Raw genomic sequence first — 20262 nt, 5'->3', positions numbered from 1 at the left:
CAGATCGCTTTTGTCAAAAGTAGATCAGAAATACTTGCAACGCGCTGAAATACAACTGTCAAAAGTGCCTCAGATTTTTTGCAAGCGTATATCGATTCCCAGCCAATCACCTTTGAAGAACAGACGACCGCAACTTTTCCAAATGGAGTGTTCAAGTAATCAAAATCATTGCCATAATGAATTTCATCTGAATTCGCAACAACGTACATGTAACCCCTGTCATTGCCTATCAAATAAGCATAAGCGCCAGCAACAGGTTCCTCAACCCATGAAACAGCCAGATCGGTGTGATAAAACTCCTTTAAAACTATCTGCCTTCCGAGCAGAAACCTCACAGGTCCACCTCAAAATTATTATAACACAAAAGGGAGGCTGATGCCTCCCTCTGGCGGGGACGACGGGACTTGAACCCGCGGCCACCGGTGTGACAGACCGGCATGCTAACCAGACTGCACCACGTCCCCAACACTTTTGTATTTTGGCAGAAAAATTCAGAAAAGTCAAGTGGGTTCTGAAGATTTCTTCATCATAAATATACGGTAAAATCACCGTAAAAACGCCTGTTAAAGGCACTATTTGTGCAGGTAAATTGATTCACACGATGTTTTTGAGCTTTTTAACGGCATTCTGTTCATTTTTTTGGATCTCAAAAACCGTATTATATATAATGGAAAGATCCACCAAGATGGTGTGCGCACACATCTGGCATAGGTCTAATCTTTCAAAGGCAGCTGCTGTACATCAATGTGCCTTGTGCTATGCACGTGCTCTTCTAACAGACCAACCAGCTGCTGGTTGAGTGGCATGTCTTTCATTATCTGTATGGCTTGTGTTTTCGTATAAGCCTTTCTGTATGGTCTGATATCTGTCAGTGCACTATAGACATCGGCTACGGCGAGAATTTGAGCAAGAAAATCGATTTCTCCATCTTTCAGTCCCTGCGGATAACCAGAACCATCGAGACGCTCATGGTGCTGTTTAATGATATCTGCTATTTGCTGAAGTCCTGGAAATTTTTCAATGATCTGCGCACCCACTTGGGGATGAATCTTAATGATCTCATACTCCTGAGGTGAGAGTTTACCAGTCTTGTTCAGAATATTTTCTGGTACGGCTATTTTTCCTATATCATGAAGTATTCCTGCCTGATAAAGCTGTTTCAATTTTGTTCTTGAAAGTTTTAAAATCTTTCCCAGTTCAAGTGCAATGTTAGCAACCATTCTTGAATGATGCGCTGTGTAGTTGTCTTTTTTTGAAAGTATCTCGACAATTGCCTCAAGTCCATCATATTGATAGTGCTGTATAATGAAAAACCTTCTTAGACTCTCAAATAAAGCAATTGAGGCAAGTGCCACGAGCAAAGAAACGATGAAATTGTAAAAACTCAGGATTTTACCAGAATAGACGAGCCTGAAATTATTGTTCTCAAAAGATGCATGAACCACATCTGTCAGACCAAGATGTGCAAGAATAGTACTGGTGTCAAAAACCACAGAAACCAGCTTTCCATTTATGCTAAGTTGACCATCATCGTTGTAGATTTTAAACAACATCTTTACAGAATCACTTTCAAAAGTAACTTCGTACTCCTGTGCTATGTTTCCATCTATCAGATCCACTCTGACAAGCTGTGGATAGAGATTTTTTATATCTTCAACTTGCTGGTTTAAAAAGCTTTCATCATTTTTCAGAATGGCGCTAAACATGGCATTCCAGTGAAAATATCCTTCACTCAATGCCTTTGCAATGGATTGCAGATATACGGTGAAAACATGCAGAGCAAATCTTTCAACCTGCTCACTCTTCTGTCGATTAAAATTCATAAAAAAAGATAATGACAAACTGAAGACAACTATCAAAACAACCGGATGAAATACGAACTGTTTTTTAAGTCTAATAGAGCTTACACCTACCTGTGCTTGGAGATGAAGCGTTCGATCGATCTATCCCAGCTTTTTTCGTCTTCTTTTGAAAAATAACACGCGGGTAGCTCTCCATTTGATCTATGGTAAGCCAAACATTCACAACAAATTCCCTTCCTTTCACAGCCAGGGTATGAACAATTACAGTTTTTGAGGTTTTTCTCTCTGTTGATACAGTTCACGATTTCTCCCTCCTCATTCTGCCTTCAAAAATATTTTAGCAGAAAAATACAGAGCCACAATCCCGCTCGCAAAGAAAATGGCATTTACAATTAAAAAGAAGGTTATACTCATAGCCTGTGCATTCGCAGTGTATCGAACAAGGTCTGCAGCATATTTAACCGGCAGTACATAGGCGATCCATCTGATATAACCCGGCATGAAAGTTATTGGAAAGTACACTCCAGAGAAAAAGACCATAACGGTATTCAAAATTGAAGCGGCATTAGATGCCGCATTTGTGTTTTTAAACAGTGAAACCAGAAGAACACCTACTGCCATCATTCCGAGCGTGACGAAAACAACAGTGGGTATTAGCAATAACCAGTTAAACTGTATGTTGCTCTTGAAGATGAGCTTACACAACAATAGAACCACAAAGAGAGACACAAATCCCAGCATAATTCTGATGGATGAAATACTTGAGATGATCTTAACTGGTTCCACACCGGTCAAGCTCAATCTTTTGAGAACACCCTTTTTTCTATAATTTCCAAGAACTGTTATCATGGCAAACATCCCATTTGAAAACAAAGATAAGGCTATGACACCCATCATCATGTAATCAAAATCAGAAATGGCAACACGTCGAACCTGTATACTGTCAACGCCGATGAACTGTCCGACAGAATTTATAGTTTTCTCGATAATCCCTTTCAAAGAAAGCGACAGAATTTTGATCTCACCTGTCAATGAAGGGTTGTCTTGATAATACAGCCGAACATCATTGGCAGCAACCAGCACTCCAATTGGTATTTTTGATTCTTCTATATCTTTTAAAAGATCCTGCTGGGTATGATAGATCTTTATATCCCAGCTTTCTATTTGCTCCAATTTTGAAATGATTTTCTGGTTATCCGCGTATACCCCTATGGTCCTCTTATAAGAAGCCTCCCCGCTGAATACAAATCCAAAGATCAAAAGAAAGATCACCGGGAAAAAAACCGAGAAGAAAAGACCGGCTAAATTTCTCACAGATTCCACCCAGTAAGCTTTCATGAAGGCAAAAAATTGTTTATTCATAACCCATCACCTTCTTGAAGTTAATGAAGAAAATGGCAATCGAAGCCAGCATCCAAAACCCCGGTATGATCCACAGCTCTGTCTGAGAAAAGTTGTACAGACTATGTCCCAGAGAAATTCGCAAATTCTCTACCAGATAGGTTGTTGGCAGTGCTCTGGCTATCACTTTGATGGACCACGGCATGTTGAAATTCAAAACGGGAAAATAGAACCCCCCTAAAAACATCAGTACTTGATAAACAATCTGGGTAACAACCAGGGCAGTGGAAAACCTTCTGCATAAAGAGGCAACCATTATTCCCAAACTGAAGGAAACAGCTATCGAGTACAGAAGTTTCAGAATAAATCCAGCGGACAGGCAAAGATCACTCACCCTGTAAAGCGCTAAACCCATTGCGTAGATAAGTGCGCAGGAAAGCACCATACTTGTGAAAAGACTCAACCCGAGAGATAGAAGATAATCAAATGAACTGGTTGGAGTCGTGTAAAGCCTTTTGTTAACCGCTTGCTCCCGATTGTTGATCAACCCAAGCGGGAGGCTGAACAATGCTCCAGACATAATGGACATGAGCAGAATAGCTGGAAAAAGATATGTTGGATAATGAAACTGGTTTGATCGGCTCTGCTTTTGAATCGGTTCTACCTTAACTTCGACTGATCTGTATTCCCCGCCAGTTTTGGAAACCACCTGTTTTGCCATCTCAAGATCGACCTGCTGAAAGATCGATTCAATTATCCTACCTGCCACTTGTGATTCATAAGAGTTTGCAAGTGTGTACAGTTCAACTTTTGCTGGAGCACCTGAAAAAATCATGGCTCTTGTCAGTTCCATATTCAATCCCTTTGGTATTCTGAGCACAAGATCGATCTTTTTCAATTGAAGGTCTTTCTGAGCCTTATCCAGATTTTCATATGTGATAATCCTGAAGGGCTGCGGTTGAATCTCTTCGATGAGCTGTTCTAAAATTTTTCCAAAACCCGCCAGATTTTCCTCTTTCACAATACCGAGCCTGAAAGAAATTCCACTATCATTTGAGAAGGTACCCGAAAAAACCGAGACGAGTATGAAAAACAGAATCAATGGAAAGATGAATGGCCAGAAAAAACCGCTGAACTCGCGAACGTCATTTAGAAAGAAAGCCTTTGCCAGATGTAAGATTCGCATCTAATTCACCTCAATCTCTCAGAGAACGACCGGTCAGACTGAGAAATACATCTTCAAGATTTGGTCTTCTTATGACCATACTGTCTATATTAATGTTGAACTGCTTGGCTTTGTTCAAAAGCATGTGAATCGATTCTTCAACATCGCTCGCTGGCAGAACGAGTCTTTCATGATCGGTAAATCTCAGGTCAGGTATTTCTCTTTGAAGTATCTGCGAATCAGTAGCGGTGAATTCGATATAACTTTCCATATTGATCGATCTGACAAGCTCCTGCACCGTACCTGAAGCTATGATTTTTCCATGATCCATTATGAGAACTCTGTCTGCGAGTTTTTCGGCTTCTTCCATATAGTGAGTAGTCAGAAAGATGGTTTTCCCTTTTTGTTTCAACTCTTCTATGATCTGCCAGACATGCCTTCGAGCCTGTGGATCCAGCCCCGTTGTTGGTTCATCGAGAAACAGCACTTTTGGATCATTTACGAGCGCTACGGCAAGTGCCAGCCTCTGAAGTTGTCCTGCTGAAAGGTTTTTCACCCTGCTTTTTGCCTTTTCCTGTAAAGCTACGAGATTTATCAGTCTTTCTATATCATTTTTCTGAAATCTCATTTTGTATAAACCCGCGAAAAGCTCGATCGTTTCATAGACAGTTAAGTATTCAAAAAAAGCGGTCTTCTGAAGCTGTACACCTATCTGAGCTTTCACATTTTTATCGATTTGATTAACCTTTTTTTCAAAATAATAGATCTCTCCGTCATCTTTTTTTCTCAATCCTTCTATGATTTCAACGGTGGTTGTTTTGCCTGCACCGTTTGGTCCAAGCAGTGCCACGATTTGTCCTTCAGGCACATCAAAGCTGACACCGTCAACGGCTTTAGTTGTGCCGTAGTATTTTTTCAGGTTTTTGACCGTTATCGCATTCACCAAAATGCCCCCTTGTGTAGTTATGATAATATATTATAGTGGACGCGTCGTACATGTACACACATGGTGTGAAAACAACTCATGGGTGGTTTAAGTATGACCGATGATAACACAAAACAGACTGCACAAAAGTCATACCGTGCGATAAAACAGTATGAACAGCACATTCGGTCTTATAAAGAGATAATTGGCTCAATTATATTCAGTGTAGTCATAGTACTGATCGTCTTACCGCTGACTTTTATTAATCCTACAGGTGGCGCGGTAATTTTGTTTTTTATAACTGTAGCAATATTCATGACAGTGTATTTGCTCAAATCAATTAAAACATTCAGAGACTGTGTCGAGTTTCTTGAACAAGTAGAAATGATAACACGTGAAGAAAAGACACAGATACTAAAATATCACAATTACATAGATCCAAAAATACTGTATAAACGGCACAAACAAAGATTCCCTGATTTTGCCGATAAAGATAAATTAAACAATTCCAATGACAAGGTGTGATTTCAGGTAGGTGATGTGATGGTTAAGAGTGCCTTCGATTATTTGGTACAGGGAGTTTACATCGTTTCAACTGAGTTTGAAAACCAAATGGCTGGATTAACTGCCGCATGGGTCATGCAATCTTCTTTCAGACCAGCCATGATCGCAGTGTCGCTCGGTCCCACAAGACGAACTGCAGAGCTCATTGAAAAAAGTGGAAAATTCGTCATCCAGATTCTGGACCAGACCCAGCGCCAGGTTGCAGAGATTTTCGGTTATCATTCAAGTAGGAATTTTGATAAATTCTCAAAAGTTAACTGGTCAAGGAGTGAAAAACTGCAACTGCCGATAATCGAAGGAATACTTGGTTACTTCGAATGTGAGCTTACAGGTAAACTTGAGTCTGGAGATCATTTCATTTACAATGGTAAGGTAGTCAATCACAGAGTACTCAAACAGGACGGTCAGCCGATGTATTTTTTGATGAGAGACTGGTTCTGAAAAGAGGGATATCGATGTTTGTTCAGGTGGTCAGAGGTGTTTATGTGAACAGGGACCGCGTCAGAGCTGTTATATCTATCAACAACATCACAGCAAAACAGATGCGCGAAACAGCCAGTTTTTCGAATAAAATGCTGAATTTGACCTACGGTGCTCAGGCAAAGAGCGTTATCGTCACAGACAGTGGTCATGTGTTGCTCCTTGGAGAAAAGGCAAACAGAGTCAGACAAAGGCTTTTCAAAAAGAAAGAGCAGGATCAGCAGTCACATTGAGCTCAAAACTCACACCTTCGCGAAGTATTTCAATAGCAGCACGTGCAATCATCGCAGCGTTGTCGGTACACAGAGCCCTGGGTGGAATATAAAGCTGGATTTTGAGTTGTTCTGCCTTCTGGCTTAGTTTTTCACGCAATCTGGTATTGGATGCCACTCCTCCACTGACCACGAGTTTTTTCAAACCCGTCATCTGAAGTGCACCTATAGCTTTTTCAACGAGAACGTCAACGATTGCCTCTTGAAAAGAAGCTGCAACATCCGGGATGAAAAGATCTTTTTGCTTTTGCACAAGATACAAAACAGAAGTCTTCAAGCCAGAAAAACTGAAATTGAAATTTTCTTTTTCAAGCATCGCCCTTGGAAAATTATATTTTGTAGGATCACCGTCTTTTGAGATCTTTTCTATGGCAGGTCCACCGGGATAACCTATGTTCAGTAACCTTGCCACTTTATCAAAAGCTTCTCCGGCGGCGTCATCCAGTGTTTTGCCGAGTACTCTCGGCTCTATTGCGTTTTCGAAAACTAAAAGCTCGGTGTGTCCGCCGGAAACCAGCAAAGCGACATAAGGGGGAGTTAGATCATCAAAAGCCAGGTGTGCGGCATAAACATGACCGAGTAAGTGATTGACACCTATCAAAGGCTTATTCAGGGAAACTGCTATTCCTTTGGCAAAGGAAATTCCAACGAGCAAGGCACCAACAAGTCCTGGACCTATCGTTACAGCGACCGCGTCTATTTTCGAAAGGTCGATACGAGCCCGTTCGATGGCTTTCTGGTATATGACAGGCAAGTTTTTCAAATGGTGTCTGGCTGCTATTTCCGGTACAACTCCACCAAATTTTTCATGAATCTCTATCTGCGACAGAACCACGTTGGACAGAATTTCTTTGTCATTAATTACTGCGACGGAAGTTTCATCACAGGATGTTTCAACTGCCAGTATCAAAGGCACTTTATGCTATCTCCCTCATTACTATCCTTGGTTTTTCAGTCCCTTCAACTGCTTCTCTGGTCACGATTACCTTCTCAACATCTTTCGAGGAAGGAATTTCAAACATGACGTCTATCATGACCTCTTCAAAAACGCTCTTCAATGCCCTTGCACCGGTGCCTTTTTTAAGTGCCTTGCGAGCAATTGCATAGAGTGCATCAGGTGTTATTTCAAGTTCTATGTTATCAAGCTGCAGAAGTTTTTTGTACTGTTTTATGATGGCATTCTTCGGCTCATTGAGAATCCTGACCAGATCCTCTTCATCAAGGTCATCCAGTGTGGCTATCACCGGAAAACGTCCGACAAATTCCGGTATCATTCCATACTGCACAAGGTCATCCGGCGTCACATGAGACAGAATTTCACCCAGTCTCATTTGCTTTTTGCTCTTCACATCTGCTCCAAATCCCATTGTGGAATCCTGTATCCTTCTTTTCACAATTTCTTCGAGCCCGTCAAAAGCCCCACCAACGATGAACAAAATATTGGTTGTATCTACTTTTATGAATTCCTGATACGGATGTTTTCTGCCACCCTGAGGCGGCACATTTGCTATGGTACCTTCCACGATCTTCAGCAGTGCCTGCTGAACACCTTCTCCAGAGACATCCCTTGTGATAGATGGATTTGGAGATTTTCTGGCGATTTTGTCGATTTCATCTATGTAAATGATGCCATACTGAGTCCTTTCTATGTCAAAATGTGCAACTTCCAGCAGCCTTAGAATGACATTTTCGACATCCTCTCCCACATAACCGGCTTCTGTCAATGGTGTCGCATCAGCTATTGCAAATGGCACATCCAGTATCTTGGCAAGGACTCTGGCTATGAGCGTCTTCCCACAACCTGTTGGACCTATGAGCATAATGTTGGATTTTTCTATCTCAACATCATCGCTGTCAACACCATAGAAAACTCTCTTATAGTGGTTGTAAACAGCCACAGATATGACTTTCTTGGCTTTTTCCTGACCTATCACGTATTTGTCGAGCTCGGCTTTTATTTCAGCCGGTTTTGGTAGCTGACGCTTTTTTTCTCTTTTTACACGCTTATCGGTGACGAGAAGATCGTGAAACAGCTCGACACATTCGTCGCATATGTACGCGCTCGGACCGGCTATCAATTTATTCACCTGACTTGCAGGTCTACCACAGAATGAACAGAACTTTTCTGCCAATTATCTCCCTCCGTTGACATTGTAACACAATGGAAGATTTTTCATAGTTAATAAAAGTTCACAAAATCATTATTGAAAAATTCAACTTCCAGCCAGTTTTCTCGATAGGATTTGCTGTTTTTCCCAGTATCCATCGAGCTTACCTTCTGACGAAAGCCGGGCTATTCTTTTTCTAAACCACTCTGGAATAACCGCACTGCCAGCATTCTCAAGTTCTGTGCCGGGGAGTGGCATGAAGGTGTGAGCGTGTATTTTACAGCCCATCTGAACCAATCTATCGATCAAATTGAGCGTCATATACCTGTCCTCATCTGTCTCAAACCCAAATCCAAAGATGAAATCGACATGTGGTGTGAAACCATTGGCAAGGATCAAATCAACAGCCTGCAATAATCTTTCAACGGAATGTGTCCTTTTGATTTTCTCAAGCACTCGCTTGCTTCCACTTTGAGCACCTATGATAATGGATTTGTTGTTGACGTATTTTTTGATCACCTTCAGTACCTCGTCACTGACAGACTCAGGTCTTACATCGGATGGAAAGGTACCAAAGTATATCTCTTTCATGCCGATTTTTTTCAACTCAAAAAGCAGCGTATCTATAGCCTGCACATTTGGTTTGATCCCATCGGCTGAACCATACCCGAAAGAATTGGGCGAGATGAACCGTGCTATGTATTTGTTCTTTTTCAAACCGATTTTACAGTAGTGAACTATCGACTCGATACTTCTGTGCCTTGGTTTTCTGCCGCCAATCAACGGTGTTTCACAGTACGCACAGTTAAAGACACAACCCCTTGTTATCTCAATTGGCATGAAAAGATCGAGTTCTGCACAAAACGGGGGATAATCGTCAAGGTCAATTCGATTTTTAAGTCCATCGAAAATGATATTTTGTTCACCGTTCAAGAATTTCAGGATATTTTCTTCTCCATCGCCGGTAAAAACATGTTCAAAACCCAGCTTTAAAGATTCAAAAGGTTTTGCTGTGACGTGCGGACCACCTGCTATCAGCGTATAGCCCATATTCTTCAGGTTATTTACTTCTTCAGAGATCTGATCGAGATCAAAACTCATGAAAGAATATGCGACAACAGCGGGAGGCTGAACTTTAAAAACCTCCTGTGCGTTTTTTGCAAGGAATATCTGCACATCTTTCATCTTACTGTACACAGCACTTATCAGAGGTATGAGGCTGTAGCGGTTGTTTCGCTGGATTCTAAAGATGAGTTTCAAGACCTATCACCCATCAACCGGCAGACAAAATCTACAAACAGATGAATCAGAATAGTCCTGTTATCCGATGATTTTACCTCTCTGTCGAGTGATTGAAGCTGATCCAGTATCAACTCGAGCTTTTCAAGATCGTAGATCTGCAAATGATTGACAGCTTTTGGCTGACCTTTGAAGGTAAAACCCATCATCCTTGCGGCTTTCACAATCGGTACATCGAATTTTTCAGAGAGTTCTTTTATGTAAACCCATGAATAACTCTGACGTTTTTCAGCAACAGCCAGTATTTTGTAAAGATCGATGAAATGCCTTGCAAGACTGTTCACAACAACCACCGGCTCGGTGTAAGAAAGAACTCTTGAAAGAATCGTGTGAGATTGTTTTTGATCAGCAGATGATACAGCAAAACAAAGTTCGTCGATCTGCACCCTGGAGTGGTTGAAGACAAATTCCTTTACCAGTTTCACTGAGACTTTTTCACCTATGCAGACAAGTTTTTCTATCTCTCTTTCCAAGAGAAGATCATCGGGACCTACCATGTTGAAAAATTCTTCCAGGGCATCTTTATCGAAAGACAGCGAATTTTTTTTGAATCTTTCTTCTATATACTCAAGCCACTTTTCACGTTCCCATGGTTTTGGCAGTGAAAAATCCACCGAGTGAAATTCCTTTATTGGACTAGAAGTTCTTAAAATGATTGGCACAGTCAGTTCGGCACGTTCCAAGAATTTCTTCTGGTCTTCTTTTTTCCAGTCGCTGTAATCAACTACATCTATGAGAAACGACGAAAAAAGACTGTTCTGGGACAGTACTTCAGATATTCTCTGCGCGCTATCGACGTCTATTCTTACTCTTGTCAGTCCTTTTTCCAGAGCCATATTTTTCACATATTCATCTTTCAAAACCCTTGCATCACCTGAAAGCACTAATATGCCCAGTTCAACCACCCGCAGTTCATATTCTACCCCTTGCCGTCTTGATCTGGGCTATGAAGGAATCTATCTTTGCTTCAACAGATGGTGTGAAAGGATTTCCATCGACTTCCAGAGCCACAAATGCCAAAGGTTTTGAAGTCTTCATCTTTATTTTCTCCAGTTCACTCTTTATTATAGCTTCTGCAATTCTGCTGGGCATGCATCCAAAGGGACCTATGGATATCACGCCGTCGTAATGTTCACCAATCTCGGTTAATGTGCTGCCTATGGTAAGAATCGCTTCTCCGGTCAGGACAGGATCGAGCGAAGAAGAGGCATGCTGAACAACGTGTTTTACATTCAGCATTCTTGTATCACACAATCCAGCTTTTGCAAGGATTTTTTTCACCTTTCTTTCAAAGTACCTTTTGACAATTATTTCTATCATCTTTCTGGCACGCTGGAAAAAGGTTGAATCCTTACTAATCAATTTTTTGAGGAATATGTAATCGGTGTAGTACATCCATTCATGAATTGGTGATATCTGAAGAATCATTTTTTCTGATGCAAACAGCTCTTCTATCTTTCTTCTACTGAACTCGTCCCATCTGACGTATATCTCTCCTGTGAGCAGAATTTTCGGTGCCTGTGAGTATTTTTCAGCTAAATTAAGTGACATAAGTTCCTGCGATATCTCTTCAAGCGTGTTGAATATGCCTTTAAGGTTACTCAATCTGAGAGAGTTGATTATCTTTTGTTCATGTCTTTGGATCATTTCCGCTGCCAGTTTTCTGTCTGGATGAAGTGCCATCAAAGATCTTTCAATGTTTGAATACAGATCAGATATCAGAATAGCAATCCAGGCTCTCAATGTAAAACCAATACCCAGACCGCCGTAGGCGTTTTCTGAACTGAGCGATAAAAGAGCCACATCTTCGATGTTGTTCTGCCTCAGCCACAGCTTCATGTAAACATTGTACTGGCCAAATCGACACGGACCGGATGTCTGTGGCATGAAATAGAGCGTGATCTCGTCTTTTGACCTATTTTCAGAAAGGTACCTGATCAGGCTTCCAAGAGTCAACTGTAAAGGAAGGCATTCTTTGGACAGAGAATTGCCCCTACCCAGTTTGTATTCGACTTCACCCATCTGTGGACATACATAGGTGTTAACACCAAAATGTTCGATAGCCGCCGCTAAACAGGATGCGCCAAATGCTCCCATTGTTGGAAAAACGAGCCGTACACGTTTATCGGTCCATGGTATTATCTGTGTGTCTTTTTGTATGAATACCCCGTTTTTATTGATCTGAACCTTTAAAGGTTTGTAGACCTGATTAACCTGCTGTTTTTGCTTTCTGTATCTGATGACATCGAAGAAAGCCTCTATTCTCGTCTCGATACCCGCATCTGCGGTGTGACTGTCAAGTTCAAGTATCAGAGCAGGTTTGTCTTTCATCACATCTTTGAAATAGGAAAGTACGAAGGAATCTGGACCACAGCTGAAGTTGGTTATATAAACCGGGAACAGCTTTGGGTGATCTTTGACATAACTGGCGGCTTTCAGTATCATTTCACCCCAAGCCCAGTACATGTTTTCATATCCTGTTTTGTTATCAAACGGCAGAACATCAAAGCTCGCAACGGGATAGCCATAGCTGGATATTTTCCTTGGTACACCAAGGTTGGCGTAACTCAAGAATGCGTTGTAAGACCTGCCGAAGATGACTATTCCTATGCCTTTATTTTCAACCTCCTGGAGGAACTTTCTGCCCAGCTGTTTCAAATTCTGCTCAAATTCATGCTGTGCCTGTTTTGCACAGTAAAAGGCTTTTTTCACATCTGCGTTTGATATTTTCAACGGCTTTAACATCTCAAAGAGAGAATCTATAATCTGTTCATCTGACTCTGTAAAATCGATATTGCAGGTCAGCAATTTGAAATTTGCAAGCTCTGAGATGTCAGCTCTAAGCCAGTCAGCCTCGCTCTGAACAAACGGGCAGAAAACACCCGAACTGTTTGAATAATTTACCTTTATAGCCCTGATCCTGGGTATGAAAACAAAATCTGGTTTTTTCCTGAGTAGAGAAATCATAAAGCCGTGAGATTGTTCAACAGGAAAACAGAATTCTGCACCCATTCTGTCTTTACCCTGCTCATCGGGTTCGTCTGGAAGGACTATCTCAAAACCAAGCTCGGAAAAAAACTTTTGGAAGAATGGGAACAAACTGTTCATAGCAAAAGAACGGCTCAATCCAATCTTCGCTCTGGGATTAACCGGATTGGAAAATGTGTACAGAATCTGCTCTCTTTTTCTCAAAAAGTCCAGTTCTTCAGTATCCTCACGGTTTTCTCTGATATTTTCGTACATGTTGCAGGAACCACCAAAAAAGAGCCTTTTGCCATCTATCTGGATGACACTTATGGTACACTTTCTATCGCATTTATTCTTACCACCAGAGCATACAAATGGTTTGAGATAACTCACCTGACGATCTATGAGTTCTCTCAGATCGTATGATTTTCTTTGTACAATGCCCTTTTCGAGATTTTCCATCGTCAGCAGAGCTACACCGTATGCACCCATGAGCCCGGGTTCTGGTGGTACTATTACTTTTTTACCCGTCAGCGCCGCCATTGCATACGGAATCGCTTTATTGTAGCAGGTTCCACCCTGAACAAACAGCTTCTTTCCTACGGGCCTGTTTCCCTTTACTCGATTTATGTAATTCATGCATACAGAATAAACAAGACCGGCACATATATCTTCAGCCGAAATCTGTTCCTGAATGGCTGTTTTTATATCACTGTTTATGAAAGCCGCACACTGATCACTGAAATTTGGTGGATTTTCTCCTTTCAGAGCAAAATCAGCTATCTGCGTGTAATCTATGCCAAGCGATTCTCGCGCCGCTTCTTCCAGAAAAGACCCCGTCCCAGCAGAACAAGCTTCGTTCATGGCATAATCATACGGCACACCCTGATTCAGGTACGTGTACTTGGCATCCTGACCGCCTATTTCAAAGATCGTATCGACATCCGGGTCAAAAAACGCCGCAGCCTTGGCATGCGCCATGATCTCGTTGTAAACCGCATTCGTGCCAACGTGCAGTCCAACTATCTTTCTGCCAGAGCCAGTTACACCGACTGCGACTATCTTGACGGGTACACTGATTTGCTCGAGTATCTGTTCATAGCATTTTCTGGACGCATTGATGGGATCTCCGAGTGTTCGTAAATAGCTGCTGGCAAGAATTTTTTTATCGCTCATTCTCACCAGTGTTGCTTTGGTGGTCGTCGATCCAACATCCACACCAAGGACACATTCATCACCAGCCTGAGCTGTTCCTCTCTGAGTCTGCTTGAATTCGACCATTGAAGAAAAATTCAACAGCGGCTGGTGTCTGGAAAATGCCGATGGCAACTTATTGGACAGTACACTGGATTTGTCAACAGTCCACGTACGGTGTCTGTCAATCCACAGGTACGCTCCAAAGGCTTCAAAGTACGTCGATTCCTCGGGTATGATGAATTCTATCTGCCCTTGAAGGTGTCTGAGCATCAGGTCATTCTTGGTGGTACCGCCGATGAGCAGTATTTTACTGACACGTGCGGTATGTGCAAGTTGAAGTATTTTATCTGCCATCACCTTTCCAAGACCGTTTAAAACCATCTGTTTTGGGACACCTTTGTTCAGTGCGTGTGTACAGTCGCTTTTGCAAAACACCGTACACCTGGAAGAGAGTTTGTATATCCCATCAAAACTCATATGCGGTATCTGAGAAAGATCTATTCCCATTCTTTTGAGCTGTTGCATGAAAAACTCGCCCGTGCCGGAGGCACATTTGTTACCGGTGTAAACACCGATTATCTGTCCATTTTTATCGAGTTTGTACAGAACGAAATTTTCTCCACCGGCTGACACGATAGCCTGACATCCTGTGTATTTTTCTTTCAAATGGGAATATGCTATTTCGCACGCTTCTGACTCAGAGATCGAAGGTGCATTGAAATACCTTCTGAGTTTTCTGCCGGTGAATGCAATCTGTACAGAATCTGGCAAATCATCCAGAATGCGTCGCACAACACTTATTGGATCACCGTTGTGCTGAATCCAAAGCGGTGAATTTTTATCCGAGTAAACTGATACACTGCTTGAACCAACGCAAATACCTGCTTTCATGAAAATTTCACCCTCTTTGGAATTCCCCCAGAGTTTTGACGAGATTTGCTATCTCTTCGGCAGCCATTTTCGTCTGTGACTCATCCTTGCCTTCTGCCATAACTCTTATGACAGGTTCTGTGCCAGATGCCCTTACAACGATTCTAAAACCGCTTTTTTGCAATTGTGACACTTTTTCTTTTAAATACGGATGATCCACAACTGTTTTGTCCTGAACATGGATATTGATCATGCACTGGGGTAGATCGTCCACCTGTTTTTCGAGTTCAGACGAATCCTTTTTACTCAGCACCATGACCCGCAGAAATTCCAGTGCTGTTATAAGACCATCTCCTGTGGTTGATCTGTCTAAGAAGATGATATGTCCGGATCTTTCCCCACCAAGGGTTGCATCAAATTTCAGCATCTGATCGAGTACATACCGATCTCCCACTTTGGTTCGAATCGTATCTATCTGATGCTGTTTTAAAAAAAGTTCCAAGCCAAGATTACTCATGATCGTCACAACTAAAAGATTGTTTTTCAACCTTCCCTCTTTTTTCATATGAACGCCGACGACTCCCATGATCTTGTCTCCATGTATCTGTTTACCATCTTTACTCAGCAATATACACCTGTCTGCATCTCCATCGTGCAAAATACCAAGATCAAAACCGGAAATTCTCTGTGATAAGTACTGCGGATAAAGTGATCCACAGTTGTCGTTTATGTTCTTACCATCCGGCTCGTTGCAATAACAGGTCACTTTCATGCCCAGTCTTTCCAGGACCGCAGGGGTTGTTCTGTATGCGGCTCCATTTGCGGCATCGACAGCGACAGATATACCTTTAAAATCAACGTCTGAAAACATATCCACAACTGCCTGTACGTAAACTTCCTCTATCTGGTGAAGATCAACGATTTGTCCTGCAATGTGTCTGAATGGCTGATCTTTCATTTCAAGCCTTTTTTCAATCTCGAGTTCTTCTTCATCATCGAGCTTGAATCCGGATTTCATCAATTTTATGCCGTTGTATTGATACGGGTTATGAGAAGCAGAGATCACAACTCCAAACCAGTTTTTCATCTTCGTTATCAAAGCAGCAGCCGGCGTTGGAAGTACACCGCCCATGTAGACTGTCGCTCCGCTTTTGACAAGACCGTCTGCCACAGCTCTTTCCAGAGCAGGTCCTGATTCACGCGTATCACGAACAACAAGAAACTTCGCATCCGGATGCATCTGTCCCACTGTCAGTCCAATTCTGTACGCGAGATCTTCGGTCAAATCTTCGTTGAAGATTCCCCTTATGCCGTCTGTTCCAAACAACTTTCTCATTTCTGCACCTCCAGTAGCAATTTCTCAATCTGTTGAGCTTTAACCGTTTCATTGGTTTTTTTGTAAACGTCGATCAAAAGCTGAAGAGCCTTACTTCTGTATGACGAATTTTCAAGATTCACAAAATTTGACAGCTCCATCTTTGCTTCCTCAAATCTGTTTGAATTCACCAGAGAAACTGAAATATAATACAAAAGTTCATCCCTTCGGGGGTCTTTCTGGTCAATCTGCTGTAATGCCTTTTTGAAAAGTTCAGCGGCAGAGGCGAAATTGCCAAGGTTGAAGTCCTTTATACCAGCCATGTAGAGTTGCTGGAATTTTTGTTCTTTTATCGAGCCGTTCAAATAAGATAACTCCTTGAGCCTGTATTGTTCAACGTATTTGGAAAATTCATCGTATCTGCCCGTACTGTAATATTCGTACGCTTTGATGATTTTCTGATACCTTTCATTAGACTGCTTTACTGAGCGGTATGCCTGAAAGGTAAATAAAAAAAGTGAGGCAAAAACAGTCATGAGTATTACAAAAAACTTCTCCCTTTTCATACTATTTTCACCAGCTTTTCTGTCACCACAGGATGAAATTCGTTCAGCTTTTGAGGTATAAGTGCTTTCACAGTCACCAGATTACCATGTTCGATCTTTTCTATCTTTCCACCGGATTTTTTGATGAAACCCAGCAGTTCTCCAAGTTCCTCGTATCTGCATTCAAAAACATGTTCAAAAAGCTTCTCAACCCTGACAAGCTTTGTGTTTTCAAGTGCGAGTCGTGCTGCCTGAGAATAAGCATCTATCAAACCTCTGATCCCGAGTTTTACTCCACCAAAATACCTGACAACCACACAGCACAGATTGACAAGATTTTCCTCTCTCAAAACATTCAGTATTGGAAAACCTGCCGTCCCGCTCGGCTCTCCCCCATCAGAAGACAGTTCGATGAGTTCTTTTTCAAACAATCTCAAAGCCCAGCAAAGATGAGTTGCATCGTTGTATAACTTTGAAAATGATCTGATTCTTTCTTTTGCCTGCGACAGATCGTTCACTTCAAAAACATGCGAATAAAACTGCGAGCGCTGAACATTCAGCTTTGCATGCGACTCGTGCAGGATAGTTAGAAAACCGGTCACCAGATTTCCACCTCTGGTTCAAGTTGTACCTGATAGTTTCTGTACACTTCATGCTGAATGATCTGTATGAGTTTTTTGACATCACTTGCTTTTGCACTACCAAGGTTCACTATGAATCCGGCGTGTTTTGTGGATATCTGTGCATCCCCGATGCGCAATCCCTTCAAACCGAGCTGTTCAATCGCCCTGCCGACGTAAAAGTCTTCCCTTGGTCTTTTGAAAACACTTCCCGCACTGGGTAAATCAAGAGGTTGTGTTTGAATTCTCTTTTTCATGATCTGTTCCATGCGATCTATGATGACATCACTGTCTGAAGGTTTTAATCTCAGCGCTACTCTTAAAACGATCCAATCTGTTTTTTTCAAGATACTTGATCTGTAAGAAAATTGCATTTGTGATCTGTCCAGCGTGATTATTTTATTGCGATCGTATATCTCAACATATTCAACCACATCGCATATTTCTCCACCGTACGCACCGGCATTCATGTAAACAGCGCCACCTATGGTTCCAGGTATACCATAGGCAAACTCTAATCCAGACAGTCCATGACGTGCGGCTGATCTGCACAAAGTTGAAAGCGAGACACCAGCTTCACTGATGATCAAATCACCTTTCAGATAATACCTGTTCAAACCAAGTGTGCTCACCACAGCATCGACACCTTCGTCCGGTGCAAGGACGTTGGTGCCTTTTGCAAGGATTTTCGCATACTCGAATTTCTCAAGCGCACAGATCAGACCATCAACAGATCTGGGACGCACAAAAACCGATGCATTACCACCGATTTTAAAACTCGTATGTCTATTCAACGGTTCATCGAATCTGTATTCGCAAAATCTCTTATCTACTGTCATCAGGAAAGATTATATCATCGCTGAAGTTATAGTAAAATCAAACTGCAAAAAGAGGTGGTCATTCTGCAAAAAGAGGATTTTGTCGATAAGGTCAGGATTTTTGTAAAAGCCGGAGATGGTGGAAATGGCGCTGTGAGTTTTAGAAGAGAGAAATACGTGCCAAAAGGCGGACCGGATGGCGGAGATGGTGGAGATGGCGGTTTTGTAATACTCAGAGCCAACCACAATCTTTCAACTCTGCTGAACTTCAAATACCAGAGAAAATTCATCGCACAGAACGGTCAGAACGGCAGGGGAAAAAAGCAAGCTGGAAAGAACGGAGAAGATCTGATCATAGACGTTCCAGTTGGCACGATTGTAAAAGATGCCAGTACCGGTGAAATACTGGCAGATCTTGACAGACCTGGGAAAATGGTCTGCGTTGCTCGCGGCGGCAAAGGCGGACGTGGAAATGCACATTTTGCCACGAGCGTGTTCAGAGCTCCGCAGATCGCAGAAAAAGGCGATGAAGGCGAAGAAAGATGGCTTGAACTGGAATTGAAACTGCTCGCAGATGCCGGTTTGATTGGACTACCAAATGCCGGTAAATCTTCTCTGATCTCTGTCATGAGCAATGCCAGACCAAAAATCGCAGATTATCCGTTCACCACCCTGGTGCCGAATCTCGGTGTTGTGAAAATAGACGAAAACAACGAATTCGTTCTGGCGGACATACCCGGACTCATAGAAAAGGCAAGCGAAGGTGCCGGGCTTGGAAATCTCTTCTTGAGGCACATTGAAAGATGCAGTGTCTTAGTACACGTGATAGATATCTCAACAGACTTTCTGAAAAATTACGATGTGATCATTCAGGAGCTTCACAAATACAGCGAAGAGCTGTCGAAAAAACCGCAGATAATAGTTGCAAACAAGATAGACCTACTCGAGAAAGATGAACTTCAAAGAAGAATCGAACTTCTTGAAAAGCACACAGCCAAGGAAGTTTATCCAGTCTCTGCACTTTTGAGACTGAACATAGACACTTTGAAAAAAAAGATCTTCGAGGTCGTCGGAAAAAGTAAATTACTCCTGCAGGCAGATTCAGTCACAGCCTTTGAAAAGCCAAAGCCAGTTCGAAGAAAGATAGAGAAAAAGTTTGATTTTGAAATAAGAAAAACCCAGGATGGATTTGAAATCTGTGGTGAACAGATAGACAACTGGTTGAACAGATATTCACTTGAGCAAAAAGACGCGCTCAACAGATTTCTCCAGACTCTGGAAAAAAATGGACTGAGCGAAAGATTAAAACAGATGGGGGCTAAAGATGGTGATACAGTGTGGATCGGTCAGTACAGTTTCGAATACAGAGAGTAGAATAGGCATTTTTGGAGGTTCCTTCAATCCACCGCACACAGGACATTTGATAATATCCCAGTATGCCGTCGAAATCTTAAAACTCGATCTGCTCTACATCGTACCAACCTATATTCCACCACACAAACCAAATGATCTTGCTCCCTTTGAAATGAGATTTAAATGGTGTAAAATAACCTTTGAAGATCTGAAAATAGTCGTCAGTGATTATGAGAAAATTCGCAAAGACACCTCCTATTCACTGTATACGGTCCTGCACTTTGGAGAACTTCACAGTACAAAACCTTACTTCATAACCGGAGAAGACTGCCTGTCGTACATTGAAAAATGGTACAGGTACGAAGAACTTCTGAAAAGCTGTCATTTCGTGGTCTATCCAAGGTACTGCGGCAAGCCATACGAAGAACACGCAAAAAACACACTCAAAGAACTTTACGACACGATTATTTTTTTGCAAGCTCCGCTGATACAGCTTTCGGCAAGTGATATAAGAAAAAGGATCAGAGAGAAAAAATCGATCAAGGGCATGGTTCATCCTCAAATAGAAAAGCAGGTGATCGAATATTATTCGCTTTGAGTATCCGGGTATTGTCGGACTTG

At 41.9% G+C, this 20262-nt stretch carries 20 protein-coding genes and 1 tRNA gene; 5 read left to right on the top strand and 16 right to left on the bottom strand.

Features of this window, described 5'->3' with window-relative positions; translation table 11 throughout:
• From AC4E92_RS04310 to AC4E92_RS04280, 7 genes are all read right to left on the bottom strand, one after another.
• Positions 1-335: hypothetical protein (locus AC4E92_RS04310; RefSeq protein WP_490239361.1), on the bottom strand; the 335-nt coding region annotated here is incomplete at its 3' end.
• Between the two features lie 51 nt (positions 336-386).
• Positions 387-464: transfer RNA gene (locus tag AC4E92_RS04305), tRNA-Asp, on the bottom strand.
• Positions 465-713: 249 nt separating this feature from the next.
• Positions 714-1859, bottom strand: a complete 1146-nt coding sequence (locus AC4E92_RS04300; protein WP_490239360.1) for an HD-GYP domain-containing protein — start codon at positions 1857-1859, stop codon at positions 714-716.
• A 50-nt stretch (positions 1860-1909) separates the two neighbouring features.
• Positions 1910-2104, bottom strand: coding sequence for a DUF6485 family protein (locus AC4E92_RS04295; RefSeq protein WP_490239359.1), 195 nt, complete (start codon positions 2102-2104; stop codon positions 1910-1912).
• Positions 2105-2117: 13 nt separating this feature from the next.
• Positions 2118-3164, bottom strand: coding sequence for an ABC transporter permease (locus tag AC4E92_RS04290; protein WP_490239358.1), 1047 nt, complete (start codon positions 3162-3164; stop codon positions 2118-2120).
• Positions 3157-4329: an ABC transporter permease gene (locus tag AC4E92_RS04285; protein WP_490239357.1), complete on the bottom strand. Its 1173-nt coding sequence runs from the start codon at positions 4327-4329 to the stop codon at positions 3157-3159. Before AC4E92_RS04285 ends, AC4E92_RS04290 begins: the two co-directional genes overlap by 8 nt.
• 10 nt (positions 4330-4339) lie before the next feature.
• Positions 4340-5251, bottom strand: a complete 912-nt coding sequence (locus tag AC4E92_RS04280; RefSeq protein ID WP_490239356.1) for an ABC transporter ATP-binding protein — start codon at positions 5249-5251, stop codon at positions 4340-4342.
• 96 nt (positions 5252-5347) lie between these two features.
• Between AC4E92_RS04280 and AC4E92_RS04275 the strand changes: the two genes are divergently transcribed.
• From AC4E92_RS04275 to AC4E92_RS04265, 3 genes are read left to right on the top strand one after another with little or no spacing between them, the layout of a single operon-like run.
• On the top strand, positions 5348-5758 hold the full coding sequence (locus AC4E92_RS04275) for a hypothetical protein (protein WP_490239355.1): 411 nt from the start codon (positions 5348-5350) through the stop codon (positions 5756-5758).
• An 18-nt stretch (positions 5759-5776) separates the two neighbouring features.
• Positions 5777-6238, top strand: coding sequence for a flavin reductase family protein (locus AC4E92_RS04270; RefSeq protein ID WP_490239354.1), 462 nt, complete (start codon positions 5777-5779; stop codon positions 6236-6238).
• A 14-nt stretch (positions 6239-6252) separates the two neighbouring features.
• Positions 6253-6510 carry an extracellular matrix/biofilm biosynthesis regulator RemA family protein gene (locus AC4E92_RS04265; protein WP_490239353.1) on the top strand — a complete coding sequence of 86 codons (258 nt, stop codon included), beginning with the start codon at positions 6253-6255 and terminating at the stop codon, positions 6508-6510.
• Here the strand turns inward: AC4E92_RS04265 and tsaD are convergent.
• The 9 genes from tsaD to murB form a co-directional block, all read right to left on the bottom strand.
• Positions 6476-7465 (bottom strand): tRNA (adenosine(37)-N6)-threonylcarbamoyltransferase complex transferase subunit TsaD, encoded by a 990-nt coding sequence (gene tsaD, locus AC4E92_RS04260; RefSeq protein ID WP_490239352.1) that lies wholly within the window; start codon positions 7463-7465, stop codon positions 6476-6478. The two genes, AC4E92_RS04265 and tsaD, sit on opposite strands and share 35 nt — an antisense overlap.
• A gap of 1 nt (position 7466) precedes the next feature.
• A complete protein-coding gene (clpX, locus tag AC4E92_RS04255) occupies positions 7467-8681 on the bottom strand; it encodes an ATP-dependent Clp protease ATP-binding subunit ClpX (protein WP_490239351.1) in 1215 nt (404 codons plus the stop codon).
• Positions 8682-8762: 81 nt separating this feature from the next.
• Positions 8763-9917 carry a TIGR04013 family B12-binding domain/radical SAM domain-containing protein gene (locus AC4E92_RS04250; protein ID WP_490239350.1) on the bottom strand — a complete coding sequence of 385 codons (1155 nt, stop codon included), beginning with the start codon at positions 9915-9917 and terminating at the stop codon, positions 8763-8765.
• Positions 9914-10861 carry a DNA polymerase III subunit delta gene (holA, locus tag AC4E92_RS04245; protein ID WP_490239349.1) on the bottom strand — a complete coding sequence of 316 codons (948 nt, stop codon included), beginning with the start codon at positions 10859-10861 and terminating at the stop codon, positions 9914-9916. The genes AC4E92_RS04250 and holA overlap by 4 nt, the downstream gene beginning before the upstream one ends.
• 7 nt (positions 10862-10868) lie before the next feature.
• Positions 10869-15011 carry an acyl-CoA dehydratase activase gene (locus AC4E92_RS04240; RefSeq protein WP_490239348.1) on the bottom strand — a complete coding sequence of 1381 codons (4143 nt, stop codon included), beginning with the start codon at positions 15009-15011 and terminating at the stop codon, positions 10869-10871.
• Between the two features lie 7 nt (positions 15012-15018).
• A complete protein-coding gene (locus AC4E92_RS04235; RefSeq protein ID WP_490239347.1) occupies positions 15019-16326 on the bottom strand; it encodes a phosphohexomutase domain-containing protein in 1308 nt (435 codons plus the stop codon).
• On the bottom strand, positions 16323-16871 hold the full coding sequence (locus AC4E92_RS04230) for a tetratricopeptide repeat protein (RefSeq protein WP_490239346.1): 549 nt from the start codon (positions 16869-16871) through the stop codon (positions 16323-16325). Before AC4E92_RS04230 ends, AC4E92_RS04235 begins: the two co-directional genes overlap by 4 nt.
• Positions 16868-17452, bottom strand: a complete 585-nt coding sequence (locus AC4E92_RS04225; RefSeq protein ID WP_490239345.1) for an IMPACT family protein — start codon at positions 17450-17452, stop codon at positions 16868-16870. The genes AC4E92_RS04230 and AC4E92_RS04225 overlap by 4 nt, the downstream gene beginning before the upstream one ends.
• Positions 17449-18309, bottom strand: a complete 861-nt coding sequence (gene murB / locus AC4E92_RS04220) for a UDP-N-acetylmuramate dehydrogenase (RefSeq protein WP_490239344.1) — start codon at positions 18307-18309, stop codon at positions 17449-17451. Before murB ends, AC4E92_RS04225 begins: the two co-directional genes overlap by 4 nt.
• A gap of 63 nt (positions 18310-18372) precedes the next feature.
• On the opposite strand from murB, the gene obgE reads away from it, so the two are divergent.
• A complete protein-coding gene (gene obgE, locus AC4E92_RS04215) occupies positions 18373-19662 on the top strand; it encodes a GTPase ObgE (RefSeq protein WP_490239365.1) in 1290 nt (429 codons plus the stop codon).
• Positions 19613-20239 (top strand): nicotinate (nicotinamide) nucleotide adenylyltransferase, encoded by a 627-nt coding sequence (gene nadD, locus AC4E92_RS04210; protein ID WP_490239343.1) that lies wholly within the window; start codon positions 19613-19615, stop codon positions 20237-20239. The genes obgE and nadD overlap by 50 nt, the downstream gene beginning before the upstream one ends.
• The last annotated feature ends 23 nt before the right edge of the window (positions 20240-20262 follow it).

Origin of the sequence: Pseudothermotoga sp. (assembly GCF_031962025.1) — a bacterium.
GTDB lineage: Bacteria > Thermotogota > Thermotogae > Thermotogales > DSM-5069 > Pseudothermotoga_B.
This window is presented reverse-complemented; position numbering and strand designations above follow the sequence as displayed.